Source organism: uncultured Flavonifractor sp. (genome assembly GCF_944385615.1).
Taxonomy (GTDB): domain Bacteria; phylum Bacillota; class Clostridia; order Oscillospirales; family Oscillospiraceae; genus Flavonifractor.
Genome location: NZ_CALWXV010000009.1, coordinates 26441 through 46114 on the forward strand (window position 1 = coordinate 26441; position 19674 = coordinate 46114).

Genomic DNA, 19674 nt, shown 5'->3' on the forward strand with positions numbered 1-19674 from the left:
AAAATGCAAGCATTTTTTCGAGGAGATGCAGCCCGCCGCGCGCATCCTTTGGCCAATGGGCCAAAGGCCACACTTGCGGGCTGAGCAGAGTTTTTTCTGAGGCACATGTCCTCAGAAAAAACAGATTTCCACTCTGTTTTGCCGCCTGCGGGCGGCAAAACTCTGCCGAGGGCTTTTTCCCATACAAGAAACCCTCTTCCTTTTCAATAGGCTGAAAAAAGATGTGCCGTAAAACTTTCGTTTTGCGGCACATCTTTTTTATGTATTTCAGATCTTATTTTTTCTAAGAAAATTCACTCGCCCTGGGCGATCTGGAGCTGGCCGCTCTCCCGCAGGATGCGGCGCAGGCGGCTGAGGGTCACCTGGGTCATGCCCAGGAAAGAGGCGATATGCTTGCCGCTGACCCGGTGGTGCAGGCCGGGGTAGGCCCGCAAAAACCACTGGTAGCGGTCCATGGCGTCGTACTGGTACATGGCGGCCTTTACCTCCCAGTGGCACTTGAGGGCCTTTTGCAGAAAGGCGCTGTACAGGCGGTAGAGCTGGGGCCACTCCTCCATCTGCTCCAGCAGGGGGACGATGGGCAGCTCCAGCACCTGGCTGTCCTCCAGTGCCTCCACATTGATGGAAGCGGGCTCTCCCAGTACGATGGAGGCGTTGGCCGGGGCGCCGGGCTCAAAGGCAAAGCAGTCTGTGATATCCCGGCCGCCTGCGTCCAGGAAATAGCCCCGCAGCAGGCCCTGGACCAAAAAACCCACTTTAGCGGGCCGCTCTCCCTCCCGATAGAGTGCGTGCCCCTTTTTCAGCCGGCGTATCTCCCCCAGCTGTGTGAGCCGTTGAATGAGCGGTTCATCGGTCAGACCAAACAGGTCACGGTAGAGCTCCGACAGTCCCATTGCCATCTCCCTTTCCGCTAATAATAACGATTTATTTTATCATAGTTTCTCCTTTTTCTACATTATCCCAGGTTAACTTCCTTAAATTTCCCCAATATTTTTCCAATCACCTATATAAAAAGCGGATTTGCCCAGGGCTGCTCCTCCAGGTCCAGGTCGGAGGCCACGAAAAACCGCCCGCTGTTGGAGGAAAAGAGCAGGGACAGCTTGGGGATGCGTCTTTCAAACCGCTCCTGAACCTGGCTGAGGAGCAAATAGTGGTTTTCCCGGTATTCCAGCCCTTCCACGCCGCCGGCAAAGCGGTTGCCCAGCGTGCGCCAGAAGTTGGCGCTGAACAGCTCCAGCGTGGACAGGATCAGCGCGTCCAGCTCCTCCACACCCATGATGTGGTTTTCATTCCATCTAATCTCCATTGACGTCAGGCCTCCCTTTTGCCGCTTTCTTTGATAGGCCTATTTTACTACGTCATTATGAAGGCTACATGAAATTCCCATACCGGTTTAAACGCCCTGGTCGGGATCGCTCTGCTCAAACTCCCACTGCAAACCGTATTTATCCAGAAAAGAAAAGGAGCGGATCTGACTCAGACACCTGGCCGTCTCGTCATTGCGGGCGTCGGCCTTGCACAGGTCCTGGTCAAAGTAACACACCTGCTCCGGCGTGGTGGGACTGTGCCGGAACACCCGGTACGCCTCGGTCTCATTGATAAGCCGGGTATTGGGCACGGTCTTGATGTAGGCAAAGGCCTCGTCAATGTTTTCCACCTGCAAAGTCACATGCCGCACGCCGCTGACATCGTTGGCCTTAAAAAACAGGGGCGTTTTGCGGCCGATGGGATAATGGTACTGCACCAGCTCCAGGGTGAGCGTGGTCCCCGGCACCTGTAGGTAGGCGATGGATACCTCTCCATGTTCCGGGTCCTCCAAAAAGCCGGAGGCCTGAAAATAACCTTCATTCTGCCAATAGGGCAGGCAGTAATCAGGCTCCGCCCCCAGCAGCTGCCAGTAATACGCCACCGCCGTACGGATGTGCTCCACCAAAACGCAGATGTGGGACAGGCCGGTAAACCGGGGTGGGGCGGGGTGGACCTGCACCGCCTCCGCTTCCTCCTCCAATCCGGCACAAAGAGGACTGACACAGGGCATCATTTCTTTGGTTTTCATAGGATCACACCTTCTGACAGTATGCTGTTGGACGCCTGCGGGCCGCCCGAGAGATAAAAGTGAAAGTCGTCTACCCGCCGGATGAAGCCGCCCTTGGCGTACACCACGCCGGAGAGAAAGTGGAGGGTACGCTGGGCCACCTCCACATCCATGTCCTCCAGATGGACCTCCACCGCCCGCAGGCTCATCAGCTGCCGGGCGGCGTGCTCCAGATCCGCCGAGGAACGTAAGCGTACAAGGAGGGGCCTGGCCTGGGTCCAGCTCTGAATGGAAATCACGTTGTCCTGTTGTTCAAAATCAATTGATCTGATTGCTTCCATAATGCGCTCCTCCTCTGTTTTTGCCGGGTATTCAGCCGGAAAAGACGCCGGATGGCCCCGGCCCCCTTCCCCATGTCATGCCCCTTGACGGCTCATCGCCTTCATGTTATTGTAAACTTAATCTATTTTTACCCGATTTGGTAGCACTTGTGCAAAATTTAGTCCTATTTGCGCAAAATTCGACAATTTTTTAGAAAGCGGGTGGATGCCTATGGTACAAGTAGCGGTTTGTGACGACGATCCCGACTACCTGCACAAAATGACAGATCTTCTCCATGTATATTTTCAGACCCATTCCACGCTCCACGGACAGATCTCCGTTTTTCAGCGGGGGGAGGAACTGCTGGAACAGGCCGGGGCACAGAGCGGTTTTGACCTCTACCTTTTGGACGTGCTCATGCCGGGGCTCAACGGCATCCAGACCGGCCACCGGCTGCGGGAGCTGGGGGACGGAGGGGAGATCATCTATCTGTCCACGTCAGACGATTACGCGGTGGACAGCTATGACGTATCCGCTTTTTTCTACCTGCTGAAACCGGTGGACCGGGAGAAGCTCTTTTCGGTGCTGGACCGGGCGGTAGCGCAGCTGGAGCGGCGGCGCAGCAGTCGGATAAACAGCGTTGTCATCGTAAGCACGCCCCAGGGCCCCCGGCGGGTCCGTATGGAGGATATCCGGTATGTGGAGCGGGTGGGGCGCATCATGCGCTACCACTGTGCCGGCGAGGTGGTGGACTCCCAAAGCATTCGGACCTCTTTTAAGGAGATGACCGCCCCCCTTTTGTCCGACGGCCGGTTTTACCGGTGCGGCGCCAGCTTTGTGCTCAACTTCCAGCACATCACCGGGGTGCGGGGCCAGAGTGCCCTGCTGGATGACGGCGGGGTCCTGCCGCTGCCCCGGATGGCGGTGGCCGCTTTTAAAAACGCGTGGGGGAAATTCTGGCTGGAGGAAAACACAACCTGGTAGGACGTCCTCGGGGGCAAATCGTCCTGACCCTGTTGGCCCATTAAAAACAGAGTATTGGAAAAGGGGATGAGATATTGGTGGAATACAGCATAGGATTTTTGATTGTTCGCAGCTTTTTTATCACCATTATGACCCTGGGTATGATGGCCAGCCTGACAGACTTCCGTTTCAGCGTTCGGAAACTGCTGGTGATTCTGCTGGTCTATCTGAGTTGGGTGGCGTTCTCCTGCGGGGTACTGCTGTATGTGGGGGGAGAGGTGCTGCTGCTGCGGGTGTTCCTGCTGAACGTATCGTTTCCCGCCATCCTGATCTCCTATTGGGCGGCCAAGGACACCCCCGCCCTGGCAGTATTCAACTACATGACACAGATCGTCTTTTCCCTGGTGGCCGCCTCATTCTGCCGGATGCTGACCGAGCTGTGGAAGCTGCCCCCCATGATGAATTTTGTGTTCATGTGTCTGTTTTACCTGCCGGTGATCTGGCTGGAATGGCGGTTTTTGCGGCAGCCCTTCCGGGCGCTGGCCGCTGTCCTGCCCACCCGTTGGTGGTGGGTACTGACCCCCATCCCCTGCATATTTTGCGCCTATCTGATCCTTCTGGCCACATGGCCCCAGAGCTATATGGACAACGACATCCAGCGTATCTATCTCTACACTGCGATTCTGCCGCTTCTGGTGGTGTACATCAGCGTCTTTATAGGGCTTCATAACCAGTATTACGTCCAGCTGGAGCGGCAGAACGCCGCTCTGGTGGCCATTCAGGTCTCGGCCCTCCAGCAAAAATTGCAGGCCACAAGGGACACGGCGGAAACTGTAAATATCCTTCGCCATGATCTGCGCCACCGCCTTCAGACGGCGGCGGAGCTGGTGGCCCGGGGAGACCGGGAGGAGGCGCTGGCCTTTCTGGACGCCGCCCAAATGCGGCTGAACCAGCAAAAGCCGGTGCGCTGGTGCCGCCCCCCGGTGCTGGACGCCATGTTCTCCTCCTATTTTGAGCAGGCCCGGCGGCAGGAGATCGCCGTAGACGCCCAGATCGCCCTGCCCGACCAGCTGCCGGTGGACGAGGGGGAGCTGGCTGTGGTCTTTGCCAACGCCCTGGAAAACGCCATCCACGCCTGCGCCGCTCTGCCCCCGGAGCAGCGGGCGTTGTGGTGCAAGGTCATCTCCCGGCCCAGCATTATGCTGGAGATCTCCAATCCCTGCGCCGGACCGGTGACCTTTGACAGAAAGGGCTTGCCGGTATCCAGCCAGCAGGGACACGGTCTGGGAAGCCGGTCCATCTATGCCTTTTGTCAGAAATACGGAGCCAGCCTGAAGTTTTGCTATGAAAACGGGTGGTTTTCCATGCGGCTGGTTTTGTAAGGCCCATCACATATCCGCCCTTTCCCACGCATATATATGCCCCGTGAGAATCATTGCGGGGAGTGTTGCTGTTTGAAAGGGAACATTGAGGAGCGCGCCTGCCGGCTGGCGCTTTACATCATAGAGAACCGTGCCACGGTGCGGACCGCCGCCCGGCAATTCGGCATCAGCAAATCCACCGTACACAAAGATTTGAGCGAACGCCTGCCCTCCTTCAACCGGCCCCTCTATCTCCAGGTCAAGGGGGTGCTGGAGGAAAACAAGGCGGAACGGCACATCCGGGGCGGCATCGCCACCCGGCGGAAATACAAAGGGGTTTGATACCCGGCGCAAGCCATAAAAAACAGGCGGGCCGCTGACGCGGCCCGCCTGTTTTGCTATTTTTTCGGTTTTGATTACTTGGCGTAATCCACCACTTTGGTCTCCCGGATCATATTCACCTTGATCTGGCCGGGGTATTCCAGCTCTTCCTCGATCTTCTTGGCGATCTCCCGGGCCAGCAGCACCATCTGGTCCTCGCTGACCTTGTCGGGGGCCACCATGATGCGGACCTCCCGGCCCGCCTGGATGGCGTAGGACTTCTCCACACCAGGGAAGGAAGAGGTGACCTCCTCCAGCTTCTCCAGACGCTTGATGTAGTTCTCCAGGTTCTCCCGCCGGGCGCCGGGCCTGGCGGCAGAGATGGCGTCGGCCGCCTGCACCAGGCAGGCCACCACCGTCTTGGGCTCCACATCGTTGTGGTGGGCCTCGATGGCGTGGATCACGTTCTCGCTCTCCCGGTACTTCCGGGCCAGCTCCACGCCGATCTGGACGTGGGAGCCCTCCACCTCATGGTCGATGGCCTTACCCAAATCGTGGAGCAGGCCGGCCCGCTTGGCCTCGGTGATGTCGGCGCCGATCTCGGCGGCCAGCAGACCGGCCAGATGGGCCACCTCGATGGAGTGGTTGAGCACGTTCTGGCCGTAGCTGGTGCGGTAGCGCATCCGGCCCAGCAGTTTGATCAGCTCCGGGTGCAGTCCGTGGACGTTGGTCTCGAACACGGCCCGCTCGCCCTCAGCCTTGATGGTGGCGTCCACCTCCCGCTTGGCCTTCTCCACCATTTCCTCGATGCGGGTGGGGTGGATGCGGCCGTCCTGGATCAGCTTCTCCAGAGCCAGCCGGGCAATCTCCCGGCGGACGGGGTCGAAGCAGGAGACGGTAATCACCTCGGGGGTATCGTCGATGTTCAGGTCCACCCCGGTCAGGGTCTCCAGGGTGCGGATGTTGCGGCCTTCGCGGCCAATGATGCGCCCCTTCATCTCGTCGTTGGGCAGGGGTACCACAGAGACGGTGGCTTCCGCCACATGGTCCGCGGCGCAGCGCTGGATGGCCAGGGACAGGATCTCCTTGGCCCGCTGGTCGGCTTCCTCCTTGAACTGGGCCTCGATCTCCCGCACCTTCATGGCCGACTCGTGGGTCACTTCCTCGGCCAGCTGGTTGATGAGATAGTCCTTGGCCTCCTCGGCGGTGAAGCCGGAAATGCGCTCCAGCACCTCCATCTGGGTCTTTTTCACGGTGGCCACCTCTTCCCGGGCCGCTTCCAGCTCGGTCAGCTTGCGCTGTAAGGTGTCCTCTTTCTTCTCAATGTTCTCGGTCTTGCGGTCCAGGTTCTCTTCCTTCTGCTGCAAGCGCCGCTCCTGCTTTTGCAGGTCGGCCCGGCGCTCCTTGACCTCGCGCTCGTACTCGTTGCGGGCCTGAAGGATCTCCTCCTTGGCCTCCACCAGCGCCTCTCGCTTCTTGCTCTCGGCGCTCTTGATGGACTCGTTGATGATGCGCTTGGCCTCCTCCTCGGCACTGGAGATCTCCTTCTCCGCCACCTTGCGGCGGTACTGGATGCCCAGGATGAAAAATACCACAGCCGCGACCACGAACGCGATGACGGCTGCTAATATGACAGGCAACATGAGCCGGGTTCACACCTCCATTTGTTTGGATTTTTCTTTCATTGGTTTTGTTCAATTCCCAAGTGGGCAGAGGGGCCGGATTTGTCCGACCCGTACAAAAATTTGAAGAGCGTACCCCTTGCCCTTCAAAATATGCACCGAATCTATTGTAAGGCTGTCCGCCGCTCCTGTCAAGAAAATTCCGCGCCGGAAGAATCGTTCCCTGCCTTATTTCCCGGGAAAAGGCGAGGACGCGCCGCAAAATGCAGCGCGTCCTTCAAATTTGCCGGAGATGGGTGTCGGCAGGGGGCGGGTCCTCCCGCTGAAACTCCGTCATGGTCCCCCAGTACCGTTTGGGCATGTGGGTCATGCGGCACTTGGGGTTATAGCGGCCCTCAATGGCGATGGTGTCATAAAACCGCCGCCACAGTCCCCGGTAGTCCAGCTCCCCATGTCCGGGCTGGTTAAGGGAAAACTGGTCCAGGGGGACAATGGCCCACTTGCCCCCCTGGCAGAAGAGGGCCTCCCGGTGGGTCCTGTCGTAGAGGGCCAGGGCCTCTTCGGGGTAGCGGGCGGCAAAGTGGGGCCGCAGCAGGGGGAGCACCCGGTTTTTGGGGGCGATCTCCCCGGCCAGCACCCCGCCCTGGTCGGAAAAGCGGGTAAAGCCCTTGAGCAGATGGGCCTCCCGGGTCAGGTGGAGCACCGCTTTGTTGAGGGCCGCCACCCTGGGGTCGGTCAAATCCCGGGTGACGGCGGGGCCTTTGGCATACCCCAGCTTGAGAAAGTCCCACAGGCACAGCTCCCGCTGGTCCAGGCAGGTGAGAAAGCCGTAGGTCACCAAGGTCTTGCCTTGACGGCCCAGCCTGGGGGAAAGGGAGCGGTATACCCGCTTGGCCCGCTCATGGTCGGTGTCCACCGTCCGCTCGGGCCACAGGGCGGCCTGGCCCTCCTGATGGGTGAGAAAGCAGGCCGGTTCCTCTTGGTTTGCGTAGGCGGTAAAGACGCAGGTGAGAAAACCGGCAAAGCTGCCGTCATAGGTGTAGGCAAATTTGGGCCATTCCATGGGCGGCCTCCTTTCGGGAATGGGCGGGGGAGCGGACCTTAAAACAGCGATAGCTGTTCCGGCTGATCCCCCGCCAGGGCAGGCTTTTCCAGGGCAACCAGATGCCGCAGCACCCCGTCGGGGCTGACCCGCAGCCCCTCCAGCATTTTGCCCGAGCAGGTAATGAAATACTGGGCCCGTTTCAGCACCACCCCCAGGGTTTTCAGCCCCGAGAAGGTGAGGGGCCCTACCCGCCGGGCGGTGAGGATACGGCGGGCGGAGGTCACCCCGATGCCGGGCACCCGCAGGAGGGTTTCATAGTCGGCCCGGTTCACCTCCACCGGAAAGCGGTCCATGTGCCCCAGAGCCCAGGCACATTTGGGGTCCACCCGGGTGTCGAAGTTGGGGGAGGCCTCGTCCAGCAGCTCCTCCGCCCGGAAGTGATAAAACCGCAGCAGCCAATCGGCCTGGTACAGCCGGTGCTCCCGCAGCAGGGGCGGCTGAAAGTCCCGCCGGGCGGGGAGGAGGGCGCTGTCCGACACTGGCATATAGGCCGAGAAAAACACCCGCTTGAGCTTGTACTTGTCATAGAGGGCCTGGGTCAGGGTCAAAATATGCCGGTCGCTCTCCGGGGTGGCCCCGATAATCATCTGGGTGGACTGGCCCGCCGGGGCAAACCGGGGGGCGTGGCGGTATTTTACCAGCTCCCCCTTGGCCTGGGTGATGCCGTCCCGGATCTGGGCCATGGGAGCCAGAATGGCTTTTTTCTCCTTGTCGGGGCACAATTTATGGAGGCTGTCCTGGCTGGGCAGCTCGATATTCACCGAAAGCCGGTCGGCCAGCAGCCCCAGCCGCTCCGTCAGGGCCGGGTCGGCCCCAGGGATGGCCTTGGCGTGGATATAGCCGCGAAACCCGTATTCCTTCCGCAGCAGGGAGAGGGCCGCGATCATCTCCTCTGTGGTGCGGTCGGGGCTGACCCACACCGCCGAGGACAAAAACAGGCCCTCGATGTAGTTGCGCCGGTAAAAGCCCATGGTCAGCTCGGCCAGCTCCCGGGGGGTGAAGGCCGCCCGGGGCAGGTCGTTGGACCGGCGGTTGACGCAGTAGGCGCAATCGTAGATACACCGGTTGGTATAGAGCACCTTCAGCAGGGAGATACACCGGCCGTCGGCGGAAAAGGAGTGGCAGCACCCGGCGGCCATGGTGCTCCCCATGCCCCTGCCGCCCCGCCGGTCCACCCCGCTGGAGGTACAGGCGGCGTCGTACTTGGCGGCGTCCGCCAGAATGGTCAGCTTGTCCAGCAGCTCCACAGCGCTCCCCCCCTTGTCTGGCTCCATTATACATCGAACAAATGTACCAGTCAAGTGGTGGATTGTGCCTGGAACCGGCACAAATGGGGTGGAAACTACGTTGCGTTTTCCCATTACAAGGTGTATAATTGCATAGATTAACCTTTTATACCGACCGTCTTTTTACTTTCATCCGCTGTTTAAGGAGGAGCTTTTATGCATTACACCTTTGCTCAGTATCAGCAGAGCGCCGATTATATCCGCGGTAAGATCGGTTCCTTTACCCCCAAGGTAGCCATGATCCTTGGCTCCGGCCTGGGCTACATGGGAGACATTGTGGAAAACCCCATCGCCGTACCCTATGGAGAGATCCCCCATTTCAAGGCCTCCACCGCCCCCGGCCACAAGGGCCGGCTGGTATTCGGCACCCTGGAGGGCCAGCCGGTGGCCGTCATGCAGGGCCGGATGCACCACTACGAGGGCTACTCCTATGAGGAGGTGGCCTATGCCGTCCGGGTGCTCAAGCTGCTGGGTTGTTCCACCCTCATCGTCACCAACGCCGCCGGGTGCGTCAACATGAACTGGAAGGCGGGGGATCTGATGCTCATCACCGACCAGATCAAGATCTTTATGGAGTCCCCCCTGCGGGGTGAGAACCTGCCGGAATTCGGCGTGCGCTTCCCCGACGCCTCCCACCTGTACACCCCAGCCCTTCAGGAGGTGGCCCGTTCCGCCGCCCGGGAGCTGCGCATTGACCTGAAGGAAGGCGTGTATATGTACTTCCCCGGCCCCCAGTACGAGACACCCGCCGAGGTGCGCTTTGCCCGCATTGCCGGGGCCGACGCGGTGGGTATGTCCACCGCCCCCGAGGTCATCGTGGCGGGCCACTGCGGGATGGAGGTGCTTGGCTTCACCCTGCTGAGCAACATGGCCGCCGGTATCCTCAATCAGCCTCTGTCAGAGGAGGAGGTGCTGGAGGCCGCCGAGGCCTGCAAGGACAAGTTCTCCCGACTGGTGCTGGCCTGCCTGAAGAAAATCCAATAAAAGGAGAATTGCCTTATGTCCATTCTCATTCATAACTGCACCGCCGTGCTGATGGACGACCAGAATACCGTCCTGCCCAACGCCTATGTGGAGGTGGAGGGCACCCGCATCCGCTCGGTGGGCACCCAGCGCCCCTGGGGCCCCTTCGACCAGGAGATCGACTGCAAGGGCAATGTGCTCATGCCCGGCTTTGTCAACGCCCACACCCATGTGCCCATGACCGCCATGCGGGGCTACGGCGACGGCAACAACCTCCAGGACTGGCTGCACAACTATATCTTCCCGGTGGAGGCCCGCTGGGACGACCGGGCCGTCCGGGCCTGCACCGCTCTGGGTCTGGCCGAGATGATCGCCTCCGGCGTCACCTCTATCGCCGACATGTATATGCGCACCGACATCATCGCCCAGGAGGTGGCCTCCGCCGGAATCAGCGCCAACCTGAGCGTGGGGGGGGTGCTCTTCGGCGAGGGCTTTGACCCGGACACCAACCACGACTGTGTGGCCCAGCGGGAGCTGACCGAAAAATGGCACAACTACAACGACGGCCAGATCCGGGTGGACGCCTCCATCCACGGAGAGTACACCTCCCGAGCCGAGCTGTGGCAGTGGATGGCCGACTACGCCAGGGAGCACCAGCTGGGGATGCACGTCCACATCTCCGAGACGAAGGCCGAGCATGAGGCCTGCATCGCCCGCCACGGCAAGACCCCCATCCAGATCCTCAACGACTACGGGGTGTGGGACACCCGGGCCATTGCCGCCCACTGTGTGTGGACCACCCCGGAGGACTGGGCCATTATGGCGGAAAAAGGCATCTCCGCCATCCACAACCCCATTTCCAACCTGAAGCTGGGCAGCGGCATCGCCCCCATCCCCGCCATGAAGAAAGCGGGGGTCAACGTGTGCCTGGGCACCGACGGGGTGTCCTCCAACAACTGCACCGACTTCTTCAGCGACCTCAAGTTTGCCGCCATCCTCCACAATGGGGCGGGCTGCGATCCCTTGGCCCTGCTGCCCGCCGACGCCCTGCGGATGGCCACCCGGGACGGCGGCGCCGCTCTGGGCCGCAAGACCGGCATGATCCAGGGCGGCTATGAGGCCGACCTGATCCTGGTGGACTTCTCCCACCTGAACCTGACCCCCTGCCACAGCGTTCTTTCCAATCTGGCCTATGCCGCCCACGGCACCGACGTGTGCATGAATATGGCCCGGGGCAAGGTCATATACAAGGATGGGGACTTCCTCACCATCGATCTGGAGCGGGTACGCCGGGAAGTGGCGGACTACGCCCTTCCTCTGCTGTTCCAGAGCAAATAAGGGGGACTACCGTTGTCAAACCAGCAGAAAAAAAATACCTTCTACGGTGCGGCGGCCTTTTTGGCCATGACCACCATTATTGTCAAGGTCATCGGCGCCATCTACAAGATCCCGCTGACCGCCCTGCTGCCCGACGAGGCCTACGCCGACTTCAACGCGGCCTACAACATCTACACCTTCTTCCTCACCATCTCCACGGCGGGCCTGCCTGTGGCCCTGTCCAAGACGGTGAGCGAGTGCAACGCCCTGGGCCGCCAGAACCAGAAGGCCCGGGTGTTCCGGGTGGCCTTTTCCGCCTTTTTGTTCATGGGCCTGTTCAGCTTTGTGTGCATGTCGGTGTTCTCCCCCATTGTGGCCACCTATGTGCTGCAAAATGAGAAGGCGGTCTTTGCCGTGCTGGCCCTGTCTCCCGCGGTGCTGTGTACCTGCATCTGCTCCGCCTTCCGGGGCTATGCCCAGGGCCACATGAACATGGTGCCCACCGGCATTTCCCAGGTCATTGAGGCCCTGTGCAAGCTCTTTCTGGGTCTGGCTTTGGCCTTCCTGGTCCTCAACTCCGCCATTCCCGACGAGGATCTGAAAAGCCGCCTGTCCGCCTCCGGCGCGCTGCTGGGCGTGTCCATCGGCTCTATTTTGTCAGTGGCCTTTTTGGCCTTCAACCACATCCGCACCAACCAGCGGGAGCGCACCCACTCCAACGACACCCCGGACCGCTCCCGGGACATTCTGGCCAAGCTGCTCAAGCTGGCCATCCCCATCACCCTCAGCTCCTGCACCCTGTCCATCGTCAACCTGATCGACACCGGCCTGGTGCAGAGCCAGCTGCAAAGCGTCTTTACCGCCATTCAGGATGGGCTCACCGGCATCAACAACAGCGTGCTGGACATCTTCCCCAAGTCGGTGACCATTTTCCAGGAGAATCTGTCCAAGTTCCAGGAGGCCGTCCTCACCGACCCCAACACCGCCCTGGACCCCATTCTGGACTCCGCCCGCAGCTTGTACGGCGCTTACAGCAAGACCATGAGCATCTACAACCTGCCCTTTAACCTGATGGTGCCGCTGACCGCCTGCATCGTGCCCGGCGTGTCCGCCTGCATCGCCCGGCGGGACGGCCTGGGGGCCCAGCGCACCACCGAGTCCGCCATGCGTGTCTCCGCCCTCATCGCCCTGCCCTGCGGCTTCGGCCTGTTCGCCCTGGGCACCCCCATCATTCAGCTGCTCACCGTGGGCAATGTGGATGAGTCCATCGCCGGACCCCTGCTGTCCATCCTGGGCATTGCCTCCTTGTTTGTGTGCATCCAGGTGGTGGCCTCCGCCATCCTTCAGGCCAACGGCATCGTCAACCTGCCCATCATCACCATGGTGATCGGCGGCGTGTCCAAGGTCATCGTCAGCTATACCCTGGTGGGCAACCCCAAGTTCATGATCTACGGCGCTCCCATCGGTACCCTGACCTGCTTTGTGGTGGTGTCGGTGCTCAACCTCATCATCATCAAGCGGATGGTGCCCCATCCCCCCCGGCTCACCGTGGTGTTCTTCAAGCCCCTCATCGCCTCCATCATCATGGCGGCGGCGGCCTGGGGCTGTCAGGGCCTGCTGGCCCGGTTCCTGTCCGGCTCCTTCCTCAAAAACGCCATGGCTACCGCCGGCGGTATCCTGGTGGGCGTGGTGGTCTATGTCGTCCTCATTGTGGCCCTGCGGGTGCTGTCCAAGGAGGATCTGGAAATGATGCCCAAAGGTGACAAAATCGCCAAACTCTTGCGGATTCGCTGACTTTTTTGGAAAAAGAGGTTGCAGGAGGCCTTGAAATATGGTAGATTTTCAGTATAAGGATTCCTATAATGTCCAAGATCTGGAGGAGATTGTCCGTATTCTCCGCGCCCCCGGCGGCTGTCCCTGGGATGCGGAGCAGACCCATGCGTCTATCCGCCGCAACTTCCTGGAGGAGGCCTACGAGGCGGTGGAGGCCATCGACGAGCAAAACCCCGAGCATTTGAAGGAAGAGCTGGGGGATGTGCTGCTCCAGGTGCTGTTCCATGCCCGCATGGAGCAGGAGGCCGGCCGGTTCGGCCTGGACGATGTGGCCGACGGGATCTGTAAAAAGCTCATTTACCGCCACCCCCACGTCTTTGGAGACGTGGCGGTGAGCGGTACCGGCGAAGTGCTCACCAACTGGGAGGAGCTCAAGCGCAAGGAAAAGGGCCAGGCCACCAACACCGACGCGCTGGAGGCGGTGGCCCGCTCTCTGCCTGCCCTGTGGCGGGCGGAAAAGGTGCAGAAGAAGGCTAAAAAGGCCGGCTTTGACTGGCCGGATATCTCGGGGGCGCTGGACAAGCTGTCCGAGGAGCTGTCCGAGCTGAAGCAGGCCGTGGCCCAGGGCACCAACGTGGAGGAGGAGCTGGGGGACCTGCTCTTCTCCGCCGTCAATGTCTCCCGCTTTTTAAAGGCCGACCCGGAGGACGCCCTCAACGGCGCCACCGACAAATTCATCGGCCGGTTCCGCAAGGTGGAGGCCCAGGCCGCCGCCCAGGGCAGGTCCATGGAGGGCATGACTCTGGAAGAATTGGACAAGCTATGGGAGTGCGCCAAAGAAACTTAACGGCCCATCGCCTTAAGTATAATGCAAGTACAACACAGTTACAGGAGGAAAACAGCAAATGAACAAGGCTGAACTGATCAACGAGGCCGCCGAAAAATCCGGCCTGTCTAAGAAGGATACCGAAAACGCCATCAACGCCGCCATCGAGGTCATTTCCCAGTGCCTGGCCGAGGGGGACAAAGTGCAGCTGGTTGGCTTCGGCGCTTTTGAGGTGAAGTACCGCGCCGAGCGCACCGGCCGCAACCCCAAGACCAAGGAGAGCATCAAGATCCCCGCCTCCAAGGTGCCCGTATTCAAGCCCGGCAAGGCCCTGAAGGATATCGTGGCCCAGCAGAATTGATTGATATAAAAATGCCCGTCCGCATGGACGGGCATTTTTGCGTTTTTGCAGCGCCGGTCCATGAGTTATCCACATGGCCTCCTTTTCGGGGCCGTCCCGCTCCGGTGGGGGGAGGCGCTGGGGATAGAATTGGTCAATCCCTTGCGCCCCAATGGATTGCGCCTGAAACAGGAAAAGGGGACGCCCCCGTTGGGCGTCCCCTCCATTTACCGTAAAAAAGAGTTTTGCACATTATCCACATGGTTTTCCACATTGTCTTATACCAGCAGGTTCTGGTATTCCTCCGTCTTGCCTACCCGGCCCACGGCGGACAGAGAGGCCTTGGAAAAATCCATCAGCTCTTCCGCCAGGGCCCGGACATCCTCCCGGGTAACGGCGTCGTAGGCGGCGATGATCTGCTCCTCGTCCAGCACCTGGCCCACCATCAGCTCCCCACGGCCCAGACTGCTCATGTGGGCCTGGGTGGATTCCAGACCCATGAGCACGTTGGCCTTGGACTGCTCTCTGGCCCGGTCCAGCTCCTCCTGGGTGACCCCGTGGTCGTTGAAGTCCCGGATCACCCCCAGAATGGTATCCAGGGCCTGCCGCTCGGTCTCCTTGCCCAGGGCGGTATAGATCCCAAAGTACCCGGTGTCGTCGTGGCAGGTGCCGTAGGAGTAAATGGAGTAGCACAGCCCCTTCCGCTCCCGCACCTGCTGGAACAGCCGGGAGGACATGCCGCCGCCCAGAATGGAGGAGAGCAGCTGGAGGGTGAACCGCCGGGGGTCGGAGAAGGACAGCCCCGGAAAAGCCAGGGTCAGGTGGTTTTGCTCAATGGCCTTTTTCTTAACCACGATGCCGGTGCGGTAGGCGGCGGGCTTCCGCTTTTCCTGCGGGCGGGGCTCCAGCGCCCCAAACCGGGCGGCCAGATCGTCCACATCTTTCTCGGTAAACTGGCCCGCCAGAGTGACCACAATGGCGTGGGGGGCATAGTGGGCCTGCTGATAGGCCTTGAGCCAGGCCCCGTCCATCTGGTCCAGGGTGGCCTTTTTCCCCAAAATGGGCCGGGCCAACGGAGAGCCCTTGAAGACCACTCCGGCCAGCCGCTCGGCGCACAGATCTTCCGGGTTGTCCTCGTACATGCCGATTTCTTCTAAAATGACCCCCCGCTCGGTGTCCACGTCCCCATCGTCAAACTTGGAGTGGAAAAACATATCGCACAGGATGTCACTGGCCTGGGGCAGGTGGGTGTCCAGCACCCGGGCGTGGAAGCAGGTGCACTCCTTGGTGGTAAAGGCGTTGACCTGCCCGCCGATGGCGTCCATCTCCTCTGCCAGCTGGGCGGCAGTGCGGGTGGCGGTGCCTTTGAAGAGCATGTGCTCAATAAAATGGGCGGCGCCGCTCTCTCCGGCGGCCTCATGCCGGGAGCCGGTGCCCACCCAGATGCCCAGACAGGCCGAGCGGACCCCGGGGATCCGCTCGGTCAGGATACGCGCCCCGTTGGGGAGCGTCCGTTTTTCAACCTTCAAACAATAGGACCTCACATTCTTTTGTATGGGGACCTTATCCCCGCAGGGCGATCAGGAGCAGTACCACCCCGGTGATCGCCAGGATCAGCGCCAGGTATCCGATTACTTTCAGCTTCATTGCCGTGCCGCTCCTCTCCTAAGATTGCCCTGCACGCCATTATATCATACCTCCTTTCCCTTGTCAGCCGAAAAACAAACGGCCGGAGCCGTAAAGAGGCAAATTTCTGTGAAAAACGCCCGCTTTACGGGGGACAGGGAAGGGGGTATACTGAACTTATCAGACCAGAAAGGAAGTTGGAAGTATGAATCAGGAAGCATTGAAGGTTCTGGAAGCGCGCCGCAGCTGCCGGGCCTACAAGCCCGAGCAGATCACCGAGGAGGCCCTTCAGGCGGTGCTCAAGGCGGGGACCTACGCCCCCACCGGCATGGGCAGACAGTCCCCCATCATCATCGTGGTGCAGGACAAGGAGACCATCCATACCCTGAGCCGCATGAACGCCCGGATCATGGGCAACCCGGAGGCCGACCCCTTCTACGGCGCTCCCACGGTCCTTATCGTGCTGGCGGCCAAGAGCGCCCCCACCTATTTCTATGACGGCTGCTGCGTCATGGATAACCTGCTCAACGCCGCCGAGGCGGCGGGGCTGGGCTCCTGCTGGATTCACCGGGCCAAGGAGGAATTTGAGTCCGATGAGGGCAAGGCCATGCTGGCCAAGTGGGGCGTCCAGGGGGACTATGAGGGCATCGGCCACTGCATCCTGGGTTACCGGGAGGGGGACAAGCCCGAAGCTACGCCCCGGAAGGAAAACTATGTCTATTATGTGCGGTAATTGCCGCAGGTAAGCAAAAAGCGCGCCGGATGGCGCGCTTTTTGCATGATAGAATAAGGAGCAAAGTCTCCCTTGGCCCATCCCGTCAATCCAGCGTCAGATCTCCCTCCTTGATCCAGCCAATCCGGCGAAAGAACAGCCCAAACAGCCAGGCCAGAACGGCGGGGAGGACAAAGCAGATCAGAATCAGCCCCGCCCAGTCAAAGCCGGTGATGGCGGCCTTGGCCCCGGTGGCCACATCGTTGACCCAGCCGGTATACACCCCGATGGGGCCCACCATGCCGCAGGTGCCCATGCCGGAGGCCACACCGGAGGCGGGGTCGTTCATCTCCAGATGGAACAGGCAGGTGGCCATGGGGCCGGTGATGGCGGAGGTCAGAATGGCGGGCAGCCAGATCTTTGGGTTTTTCACGATGTTCCCCATCTGGAGCATGGAGGTACCCAGGCCCTGGCTCACCAATCCGCCCCAGCGGTTCTCCCGGAAGGAGAGCACCGCAAAGCCCACCATATTGGCGCAGCACCCCGCCACGGCGGCCCCGCCCGCCAGCCCGGTGAGGCCGATGGCGGCGCAGATAGCCGCCGACGAGATGGGCAGGGTGAGGGCGATCCCGATGACCACCGACACCAGCATTCCCATCCAGAAGGGCTGGAGCACCGTGGCCCACTTCACAAAGTCGCCCACGGCGGAGGCGGCGGTACCGATGGCGGGGGCCCACAGGGCGGACAGGCCCACCCCCGCCAGAATGGTCACCAAGGGCGTGACCAGAATGTCGATTTTGGTCTCCTTGGACACCGCCTTGCCCAGCTCTGCGGCAATGACGGCGATAAAGAGCACCGCCAGAGGGCCGCCCGCCCCTTTTTCACCGCTGAGGGTGGTACTGCCCAAAGCGTTGGCGGCATAGCCCACCGTCACCAGGGAAAAGAGCACCAGGGGAGGGGACTGGAGGGCGTAGCCAATGGCCACCGCCATGGCCGCCCCGCTCATAGCCGAGCAGTAACCACCCACCTCCACCAGAAAAGCCAACCCCAGCTGGTCCCCCAGGGTATCCAGAATGGTGCCGATGAGCAGGGAGCAGAACAGGCCCTGAGCCATAGCCCCCAGGGCGTCCACCCCGTACCGCCTGCCGGAGATCACAATATTTTTCCGTTTGAGAAATGCCGATACCTGTCCCATAACCAGTTCCTCTGTTCTATACGTCATAACAAGTGTCTTGACACCTTAATGCACTATTATAGCGGCGGGGGAATTTTTGTCAAGGAAAAGATGCCCGGCGGCGGGGAATGTGGTAAGATAGCGGGAGAGCATACCCAACCATCTGCATCACAGTGCGGCCGCCACATATGGCGGCCCTACAGGTGGTTACCATACAAAAAGGAGGCACACCATGACTTTACTGGAACGTCTGGGCGGACGGGAGGCCATCACCGCCGGGGTGGTGGACACTTTCCGCACTCTGTCCCGCCATCCCCATCCCTCCCGCCACGAGGAGGCGGTAGGGGCGGACTTTATGGAATATCTGCAAGCTCTGGGCCTGTCCCCCATCCGGGACGGGGCGGGCAATCTGCTGGCGGAGGTCCCCCCCTCACCGGGCCGGGAAGAGGAGCCCCTGCTCATCCTCCAGGGCCATATGGACATGGTGTGTGCCGTGGCCCCCGGCAGCGGCTTTGATCCCCTCACCGACCCGGTGACCATTGTGGAACAGGACGGCTATCTGCGCACCGACCGCCGCTCCTCCCTGGGGGCGGACAACAACCTGGGCAACGCCGCCGCCCTGTGGGTCTTGGGGCAGGGGGTGAGCCACGGGCCCCTGCGGCTGCTGTTTACCGTAGGAGAGGAGCTGGGCCTGGAGGGGGCCAAGGCGGTGGACCCGGCCTGGCTGGAAGGGGCCGCCTACCTGCTCAACACCGACGGGTTCCACCTGGGCCGGGCCATTGTGGGCTCCGCCGGGGGACGGCGGGAGACCTGGACCCGCCCCCTGGACACCTGCCCGGCCCCGGCGGGGGAGGCCTGGCAGCTCTCCCTCACCGGCGGCACCGGCGGCCACTCCGGCGACGACATCCACCTGGGCCGGGCCAACCCCATCGCCCTGCTGGCCGGTTTCCTGGGAAATCACCCCCAGCTGGCGGTGGCCTGCTTCCACGGCGGCGCCGCCTTCAACGCCATTCCCGCCTCGGCGGAGGCGGTGGTGGTGGGTCCCCGCCCCGATCTGGCCGGGTTAGAAGCCGCCCTGGCCCCCTTCCGCGCCACCGACCCCCATCTGCGGGCGGATTGCGTTCCAGTGAACCAGCCGGAGCGGGTGTGGACGGCCGGCTTCCGCCAGACGGTGCTGGGCCTGCTCACCGCCCTCCGCCACGGGGTGTACGCTATGGACCCCCAGTTCCCCGGCGTGGTGGGGGCCTCTGCCAACCTGGGGGTGGCGGAACAGGCCGATTCCTCCTTTGCCGTCCGGCTCTTCCTCCGGGCCGCCCGGAAAGAGGACGAGGAGGCCATGGCCAAGGAAAACCAGGCCCTGGCGGAGGGGGCGGGCTTTGCCCTGTCGGTCACCGGCTATCCCGGCTGGCCGGGAGATAAAAAGAACCCCCTGGCCCTGGCGCTGGACCGGGTATACCGGGCCCAGACCGGGCGGGGGTTGGAGCTCAATATGGTGCATGTGGGACTGGAGCCGTCGGTATTCCGGGCCAAGGCTCCCGCTCTGGTGATGGCCTCCACCGGGCCGGACATCCTGGACGCCCACTCGGTAGACGAGCGGGCCCCCCTGGCCGGACTGGCCGACTATGCCCTGCTGCTGGCGGGGGTATTAGAGAACCCCCTCAGCTGAGCAACTCTTTGTACAGGGCGGGGGCGTCGGCCTTGCCCACGTGCTCGGCCACCGACAGCACCTCCACCTTCACGGTGCGCTCGCCAAAGCGCAGCTCCAGCACGTCTCCCACCTTTACGTCGTAGCTGGCCTTCACCGGCCGGCCATTGGCGGTGACCCGCTGGTTGTCACAGGCCTCGTTGGCCACCGTCCGCCGCTTGATGAGCCGGGAGACCTTGAGCCATTTATCCAGACGCATATCGGAATCCTCCTTGTTATTTTTC

At 61.4% G+C, this 19674-nt stretch carries 20 protein-coding genes; 10 read left to right on the top strand and 10 right to left on the bottom strand.

Features of this window, described 5'->3' with window-relative positions; genetic code table 11:
- Positions 1-293 precede the first annotated feature (293 nt).
- The 4 genes from Q0J75_RS04230 to Q0J75_RS04245 form a co-directional block, all read right to left on the bottom strand.
- On the bottom strand, positions 294-893 hold the full coding sequence (locus Q0J75_RS04230; RefSeq protein ID WP_297197119.1) for a Crp/Fnr family transcriptional regulator: 600 nt from the start codon (positions 891-893) through the stop codon (positions 294-296).
- A 110-nt stretch (positions 894-1003) separates the two neighbouring features.
- Positions 1004-1306, bottom strand: coding sequence for a hypothetical protein (locus Q0J75_RS04235; protein ID WP_297197121.1), 303 nt, complete (start codon positions 1304-1306; stop codon positions 1004-1006).
- Between the two features lie 87 nt (positions 1307-1393).
- Positions 1394-2056, bottom strand: coding sequence for a VOC family protein (locus tag Q0J75_RS04240; protein ID WP_297197123.1), 663 nt, complete (start codon positions 2054-2056; stop codon positions 1394-1396).
- Positions 2053-2376: a cell division protein SepF gene (locus Q0J75_RS04245; protein ID WP_297197125.1), complete on the bottom strand. Its 324-nt coding sequence runs from the start codon at positions 2374-2376 to the stop codon at positions 2053-2055. The genes Q0J75_RS04240 and Q0J75_RS04245 overlap by 4 nt, the downstream gene beginning before the upstream one ends.
- A gap of 211 nt (positions 2377-2587) precedes the next feature.
- On the opposite strand from Q0J75_RS04245, the gene Q0J75_RS04250 reads away from it, so the two are divergent.
- From Q0J75_RS04250 to spoIIID, 3 genes are all read left to right on the top strand, one after another.
- Positions 2588-3340, top strand: coding sequence for a LytR/AlgR family response regulator transcription factor (locus Q0J75_RS04250; protein ID WP_297197127.1), 753 nt, complete (start codon positions 2588-2590; stop codon positions 3338-3340).
- A gap of 77 nt (positions 3341-3417) precedes the next feature.
- Complete coding sequence (locus Q0J75_RS04255) at positions 3418-4701, top strand: sensor histidine kinase (RefSeq protein ID WP_297197130.1); 1284 nt, start codon at positions 3418-3420, stop codon at positions 4699-4701.
- Positions 4702-4773: 72 nt separating this feature from the next.
- Complete coding sequence (gene spoIIID / locus Q0J75_RS04260) at positions 4774-5022, top strand: sporulation transcriptional regulator SpoIIID (RefSeq protein ID WP_297197132.1); 249 nt, start codon at positions 4774-4776, stop codon at positions 5020-5022.
- 74 nt (positions 5023-5096) lie between these two features.
- Here spoIIID and rny read toward each other — a convergent pair whose 3' ends face one another.
- The 3 genes from rny to Q0J75_RS04275 all read right to left on the bottom strand — a co-directional run bounded on the left by rny (position 5097) and on the right by Q0J75_RS04275 (position 8975).
- On the bottom strand, positions 5097-6644 hold the full coding sequence (gene rny, locus Q0J75_RS04265; protein WP_297197135.1) for a ribonuclease Y: 1548 nt from the start codon (positions 6642-6644) through the stop codon (positions 5097-5099).
- A gap of 256 nt (positions 6645-6900) precedes the next feature.
- Positions 6901-7686 (bottom strand): TIGR03915 family putative DNA repair protein, encoded by a 786-nt coding sequence (locus Q0J75_RS04270; protein ID WP_297197136.1) that lies wholly within the window; start codon positions 7684-7686, stop codon positions 6901-6903.
- Positions 7687-7724: 38 nt separating this feature from the next.
- Positions 7725-8975: a putative DNA modification/repair radical SAM protein gene (locus tag Q0J75_RS04275; protein ID WP_297197138.1), complete on the bottom strand. Its 1251-nt coding sequence runs from the start codon at positions 8973-8975 to the stop codon at positions 7725-7727.
- Positions 8976-9170: 195 nt separating this feature from the next.
- Between Q0J75_RS04275 and Q0J75_RS04280 the strand changes: the two genes are divergently transcribed.
- The 5 genes from Q0J75_RS04280 to Q0J75_RS04300 are packed head-to-tail and all read left to right on the top strand — an operon-like array spanning position 9171 to position 14254.
- Entirely contained in the window at positions 9171-9998 is an 828-nt protein-coding gene (locus Q0J75_RS04280) for a purine-nucleoside phosphorylase (RefSeq protein ID WP_297197140.1), read from the top strand.
- 15 nt (positions 9999-10013) lie between these two features.
- Entirely contained in the window at positions 10014-11315 is a 1302-nt protein-coding gene (locus Q0J75_RS04285; RefSeq protein ID WP_297197143.1) for an amidohydrolase family protein, read from the top strand.
- 12 nt (positions 11316-11327) lie between these two features.
- A complete protein-coding gene (locus Q0J75_RS04290; RefSeq protein WP_297197147.1) occupies positions 11328-13088 on the top strand; it encodes a putative polysaccharide biosynthesis protein in 1761 nt (586 codons plus the stop codon).
- Positions 13089-13125: 37 nt separating this feature from the next.
- The gene (mazG, locus tag Q0J75_RS04295; protein ID WP_297197150.1) at positions 13126-13914 is read left to right on the top strand and encodes a nucleoside triphosphate pyrophosphohydrolase; all 789 of its coding nucleotides are present in this window, start codon (positions 13126-13128) and stop codon (positions 13912-13914) included.
- Between the two features lie 58 nt (positions 13915-13972).
- Positions 13973-14254 carry an HU family DNA-binding protein gene (locus Q0J75_RS04300; protein ID WP_297197153.1) on the top strand — a complete coding sequence of 94 codons (282 nt, stop codon included), beginning with the start codon at positions 13973-13975 and terminating at the stop codon, positions 14252-14254.
- A gap of 257 nt (positions 14255-14511) precedes the next feature.
- Here the strand turns inward: Q0J75_RS04300 and Q0J75_RS04305 are convergent, their stop codons facing one another.
- Positions 14512-15762, bottom strand: coding sequence for a M16 family metallopeptidase (locus Q0J75_RS04305; RefSeq protein ID WP_297197156.1), 1251 nt, complete (start codon positions 15760-15762; stop codon positions 14512-14514).
- Between the two features lie 302 nt (positions 15763-16064).
- Here Q0J75_RS04305 and Q0J75_RS04310 point away from each other — a divergent pair, with 302 nt between their 5' ends.
- Entirely contained in the window at positions 16065-16592 is a 528-nt protein-coding gene (locus Q0J75_RS04310) for a nitroreductase (RefSeq protein ID WP_297197159.1), read from the top strand.
- 85 nt (positions 16593-16677) lie between these two features.
- Here the strand turns inward: Q0J75_RS04310 and Q0J75_RS04315 are convergent, their stop codons facing one another.
- Positions 16678-17766 carry a PTS transporter subunit IIC gene (locus Q0J75_RS04315; RefSeq protein ID WP_297197199.1) on the bottom strand — a complete coding sequence of 363 codons (1089 nt, stop codon included), beginning with the start codon at positions 17764-17766 and terminating at the stop codon, positions 16678-16680.
- A 211-nt stretch (positions 17767-17977) separates the two neighbouring features.
- Here Q0J75_RS04315 and Q0J75_RS04320 point away from each other — a divergent pair, with 211 nt between their 5' ends.
- Positions 17978-19411 carry a M20/M25/M40 family metallo-hydrolase gene (locus tag Q0J75_RS04320; protein WP_297197161.1) on the top strand — a complete coding sequence of 478 codons (1434 nt, stop codon included), beginning with the start codon at positions 17978-17980 and terminating at the stop codon, positions 19409-19411.
- Here the strand turns inward: Q0J75_RS04320 and Q0J75_RS04325 are convergent.
- Positions 19404-19649, bottom strand: coding sequence for an RNA-binding S4 domain-containing protein (locus Q0J75_RS04325; protein WP_087267740.1), 246 nt, complete (start codon positions 19647-19649; stop codon positions 19404-19406). The two genes, Q0J75_RS04320 and Q0J75_RS04325, sit on opposite strands and share 8 nt — an antisense overlap.
- Between the last annotated feature and the right edge of the window lie 25 nt (positions 19650-19674).

Bases quoted from the DNA above. Each gene is read 5' to 3' on its own strand.
- Q0J75_RS04245 (WP_297197125.1), bottom strand. From the start codon at position 2,376: ATGGAAGCAATCAGATCAATTGATTTTGAACAACAGGACAACGTGATT.
- Q0J75_RS04315 (WP_297197199.1), bottom strand. From the start codon at position 17,766: ATGGGACAGGTATCGGCATTTCTCAAACGGAAAAATATTGTGATCTCC.
- rny (WP_297197135.1), bottom strand. From the start codon at position 6,644: ATGTTGCCTGTCATATTAGCAGCCGTCATCGCGTTCGTGGTCGCGGCT.
- mazG (WP_297197150.1), top strand. From the start codon at position 13,126: ATGGTAGATTTTCAGTATAAGGATTCCTATAATGTCCAAGATCTGGAG.
- Q0J75_RS04300 (WP_297197153.1), top strand. From the start codon at position 13,973: ATGAACAAGGCTGAACTGATCAACGAGGCCGCCGAAAAATCCGGCCTG.
- Q0J75_RS04320 (WP_297197161.1), top strand. From the start codon at position 17,978: ATGACTTTACTGGAACGTCTGGGCGGACGGGAGGCCATCACCGCCGGG.
- Q0J75_RS04230 (WP_297197119.1), bottom strand. From the start codon at position 893: ATGGGACTGTCGGAGCTCTACCGTGACCTGTTTGGTCTGACCGATGAA.
- Q0J75_RS04250 (WP_297197127.1), top strand. From the start codon at position 2,588: ATGGTACAAGTAGCGGTTTGTGACGACGATCCCGACTACCTGCACAAA.
- Q0J75_RS04310 (WP_297197159.1), top strand. From the start codon at position 16,065: ATGAATCAGGAAGCATTGAAGGTTCTGGAAGCGCGCCGCAGCTGCCGG.
- Q0J75_RS04280 (WP_297197140.1), top strand. From the start codon at position 9,171: ATGCATTACACCTTTGCTCAGTATCAGCAGAGCGCCGATTATATCCGC.
- Q0J75_RS04325 (WP_087267740.1), bottom strand. From the start codon at position 19,649: ATGCGTCTGGATAAATGGCTCAAGGTCTCCCGGCTCATCAAGCGGCGG.
- Q0J75_RS04270 (WP_297197136.1), bottom strand. From the start codon at position 7,686: ATGGAATGGCCCAAATTTGCCTACACCTATGACGGCAGCTTTGCCGGT.
- Q0J75_RS04285 (WP_297197143.1), top strand. From the start codon at position 10,014: ATGTCCATTCTCATTCATAACTGCACCGCCGTGCTGATGGACGACCAG.
- Q0J75_RS04235 (WP_297197121.1), bottom strand. From the start codon at position 1,306: ATGGAGATTAGATGGAATGAAAACCACATCATGGGTGTGGAGGAGCTG.
- Q0J75_RS04240 (WP_297197123.1), bottom strand. From the start codon at position 2,056: ATGAAAACCAAAGAAATGATGCCCTGTGTCAGTCCTCTTTGTGCCGGA.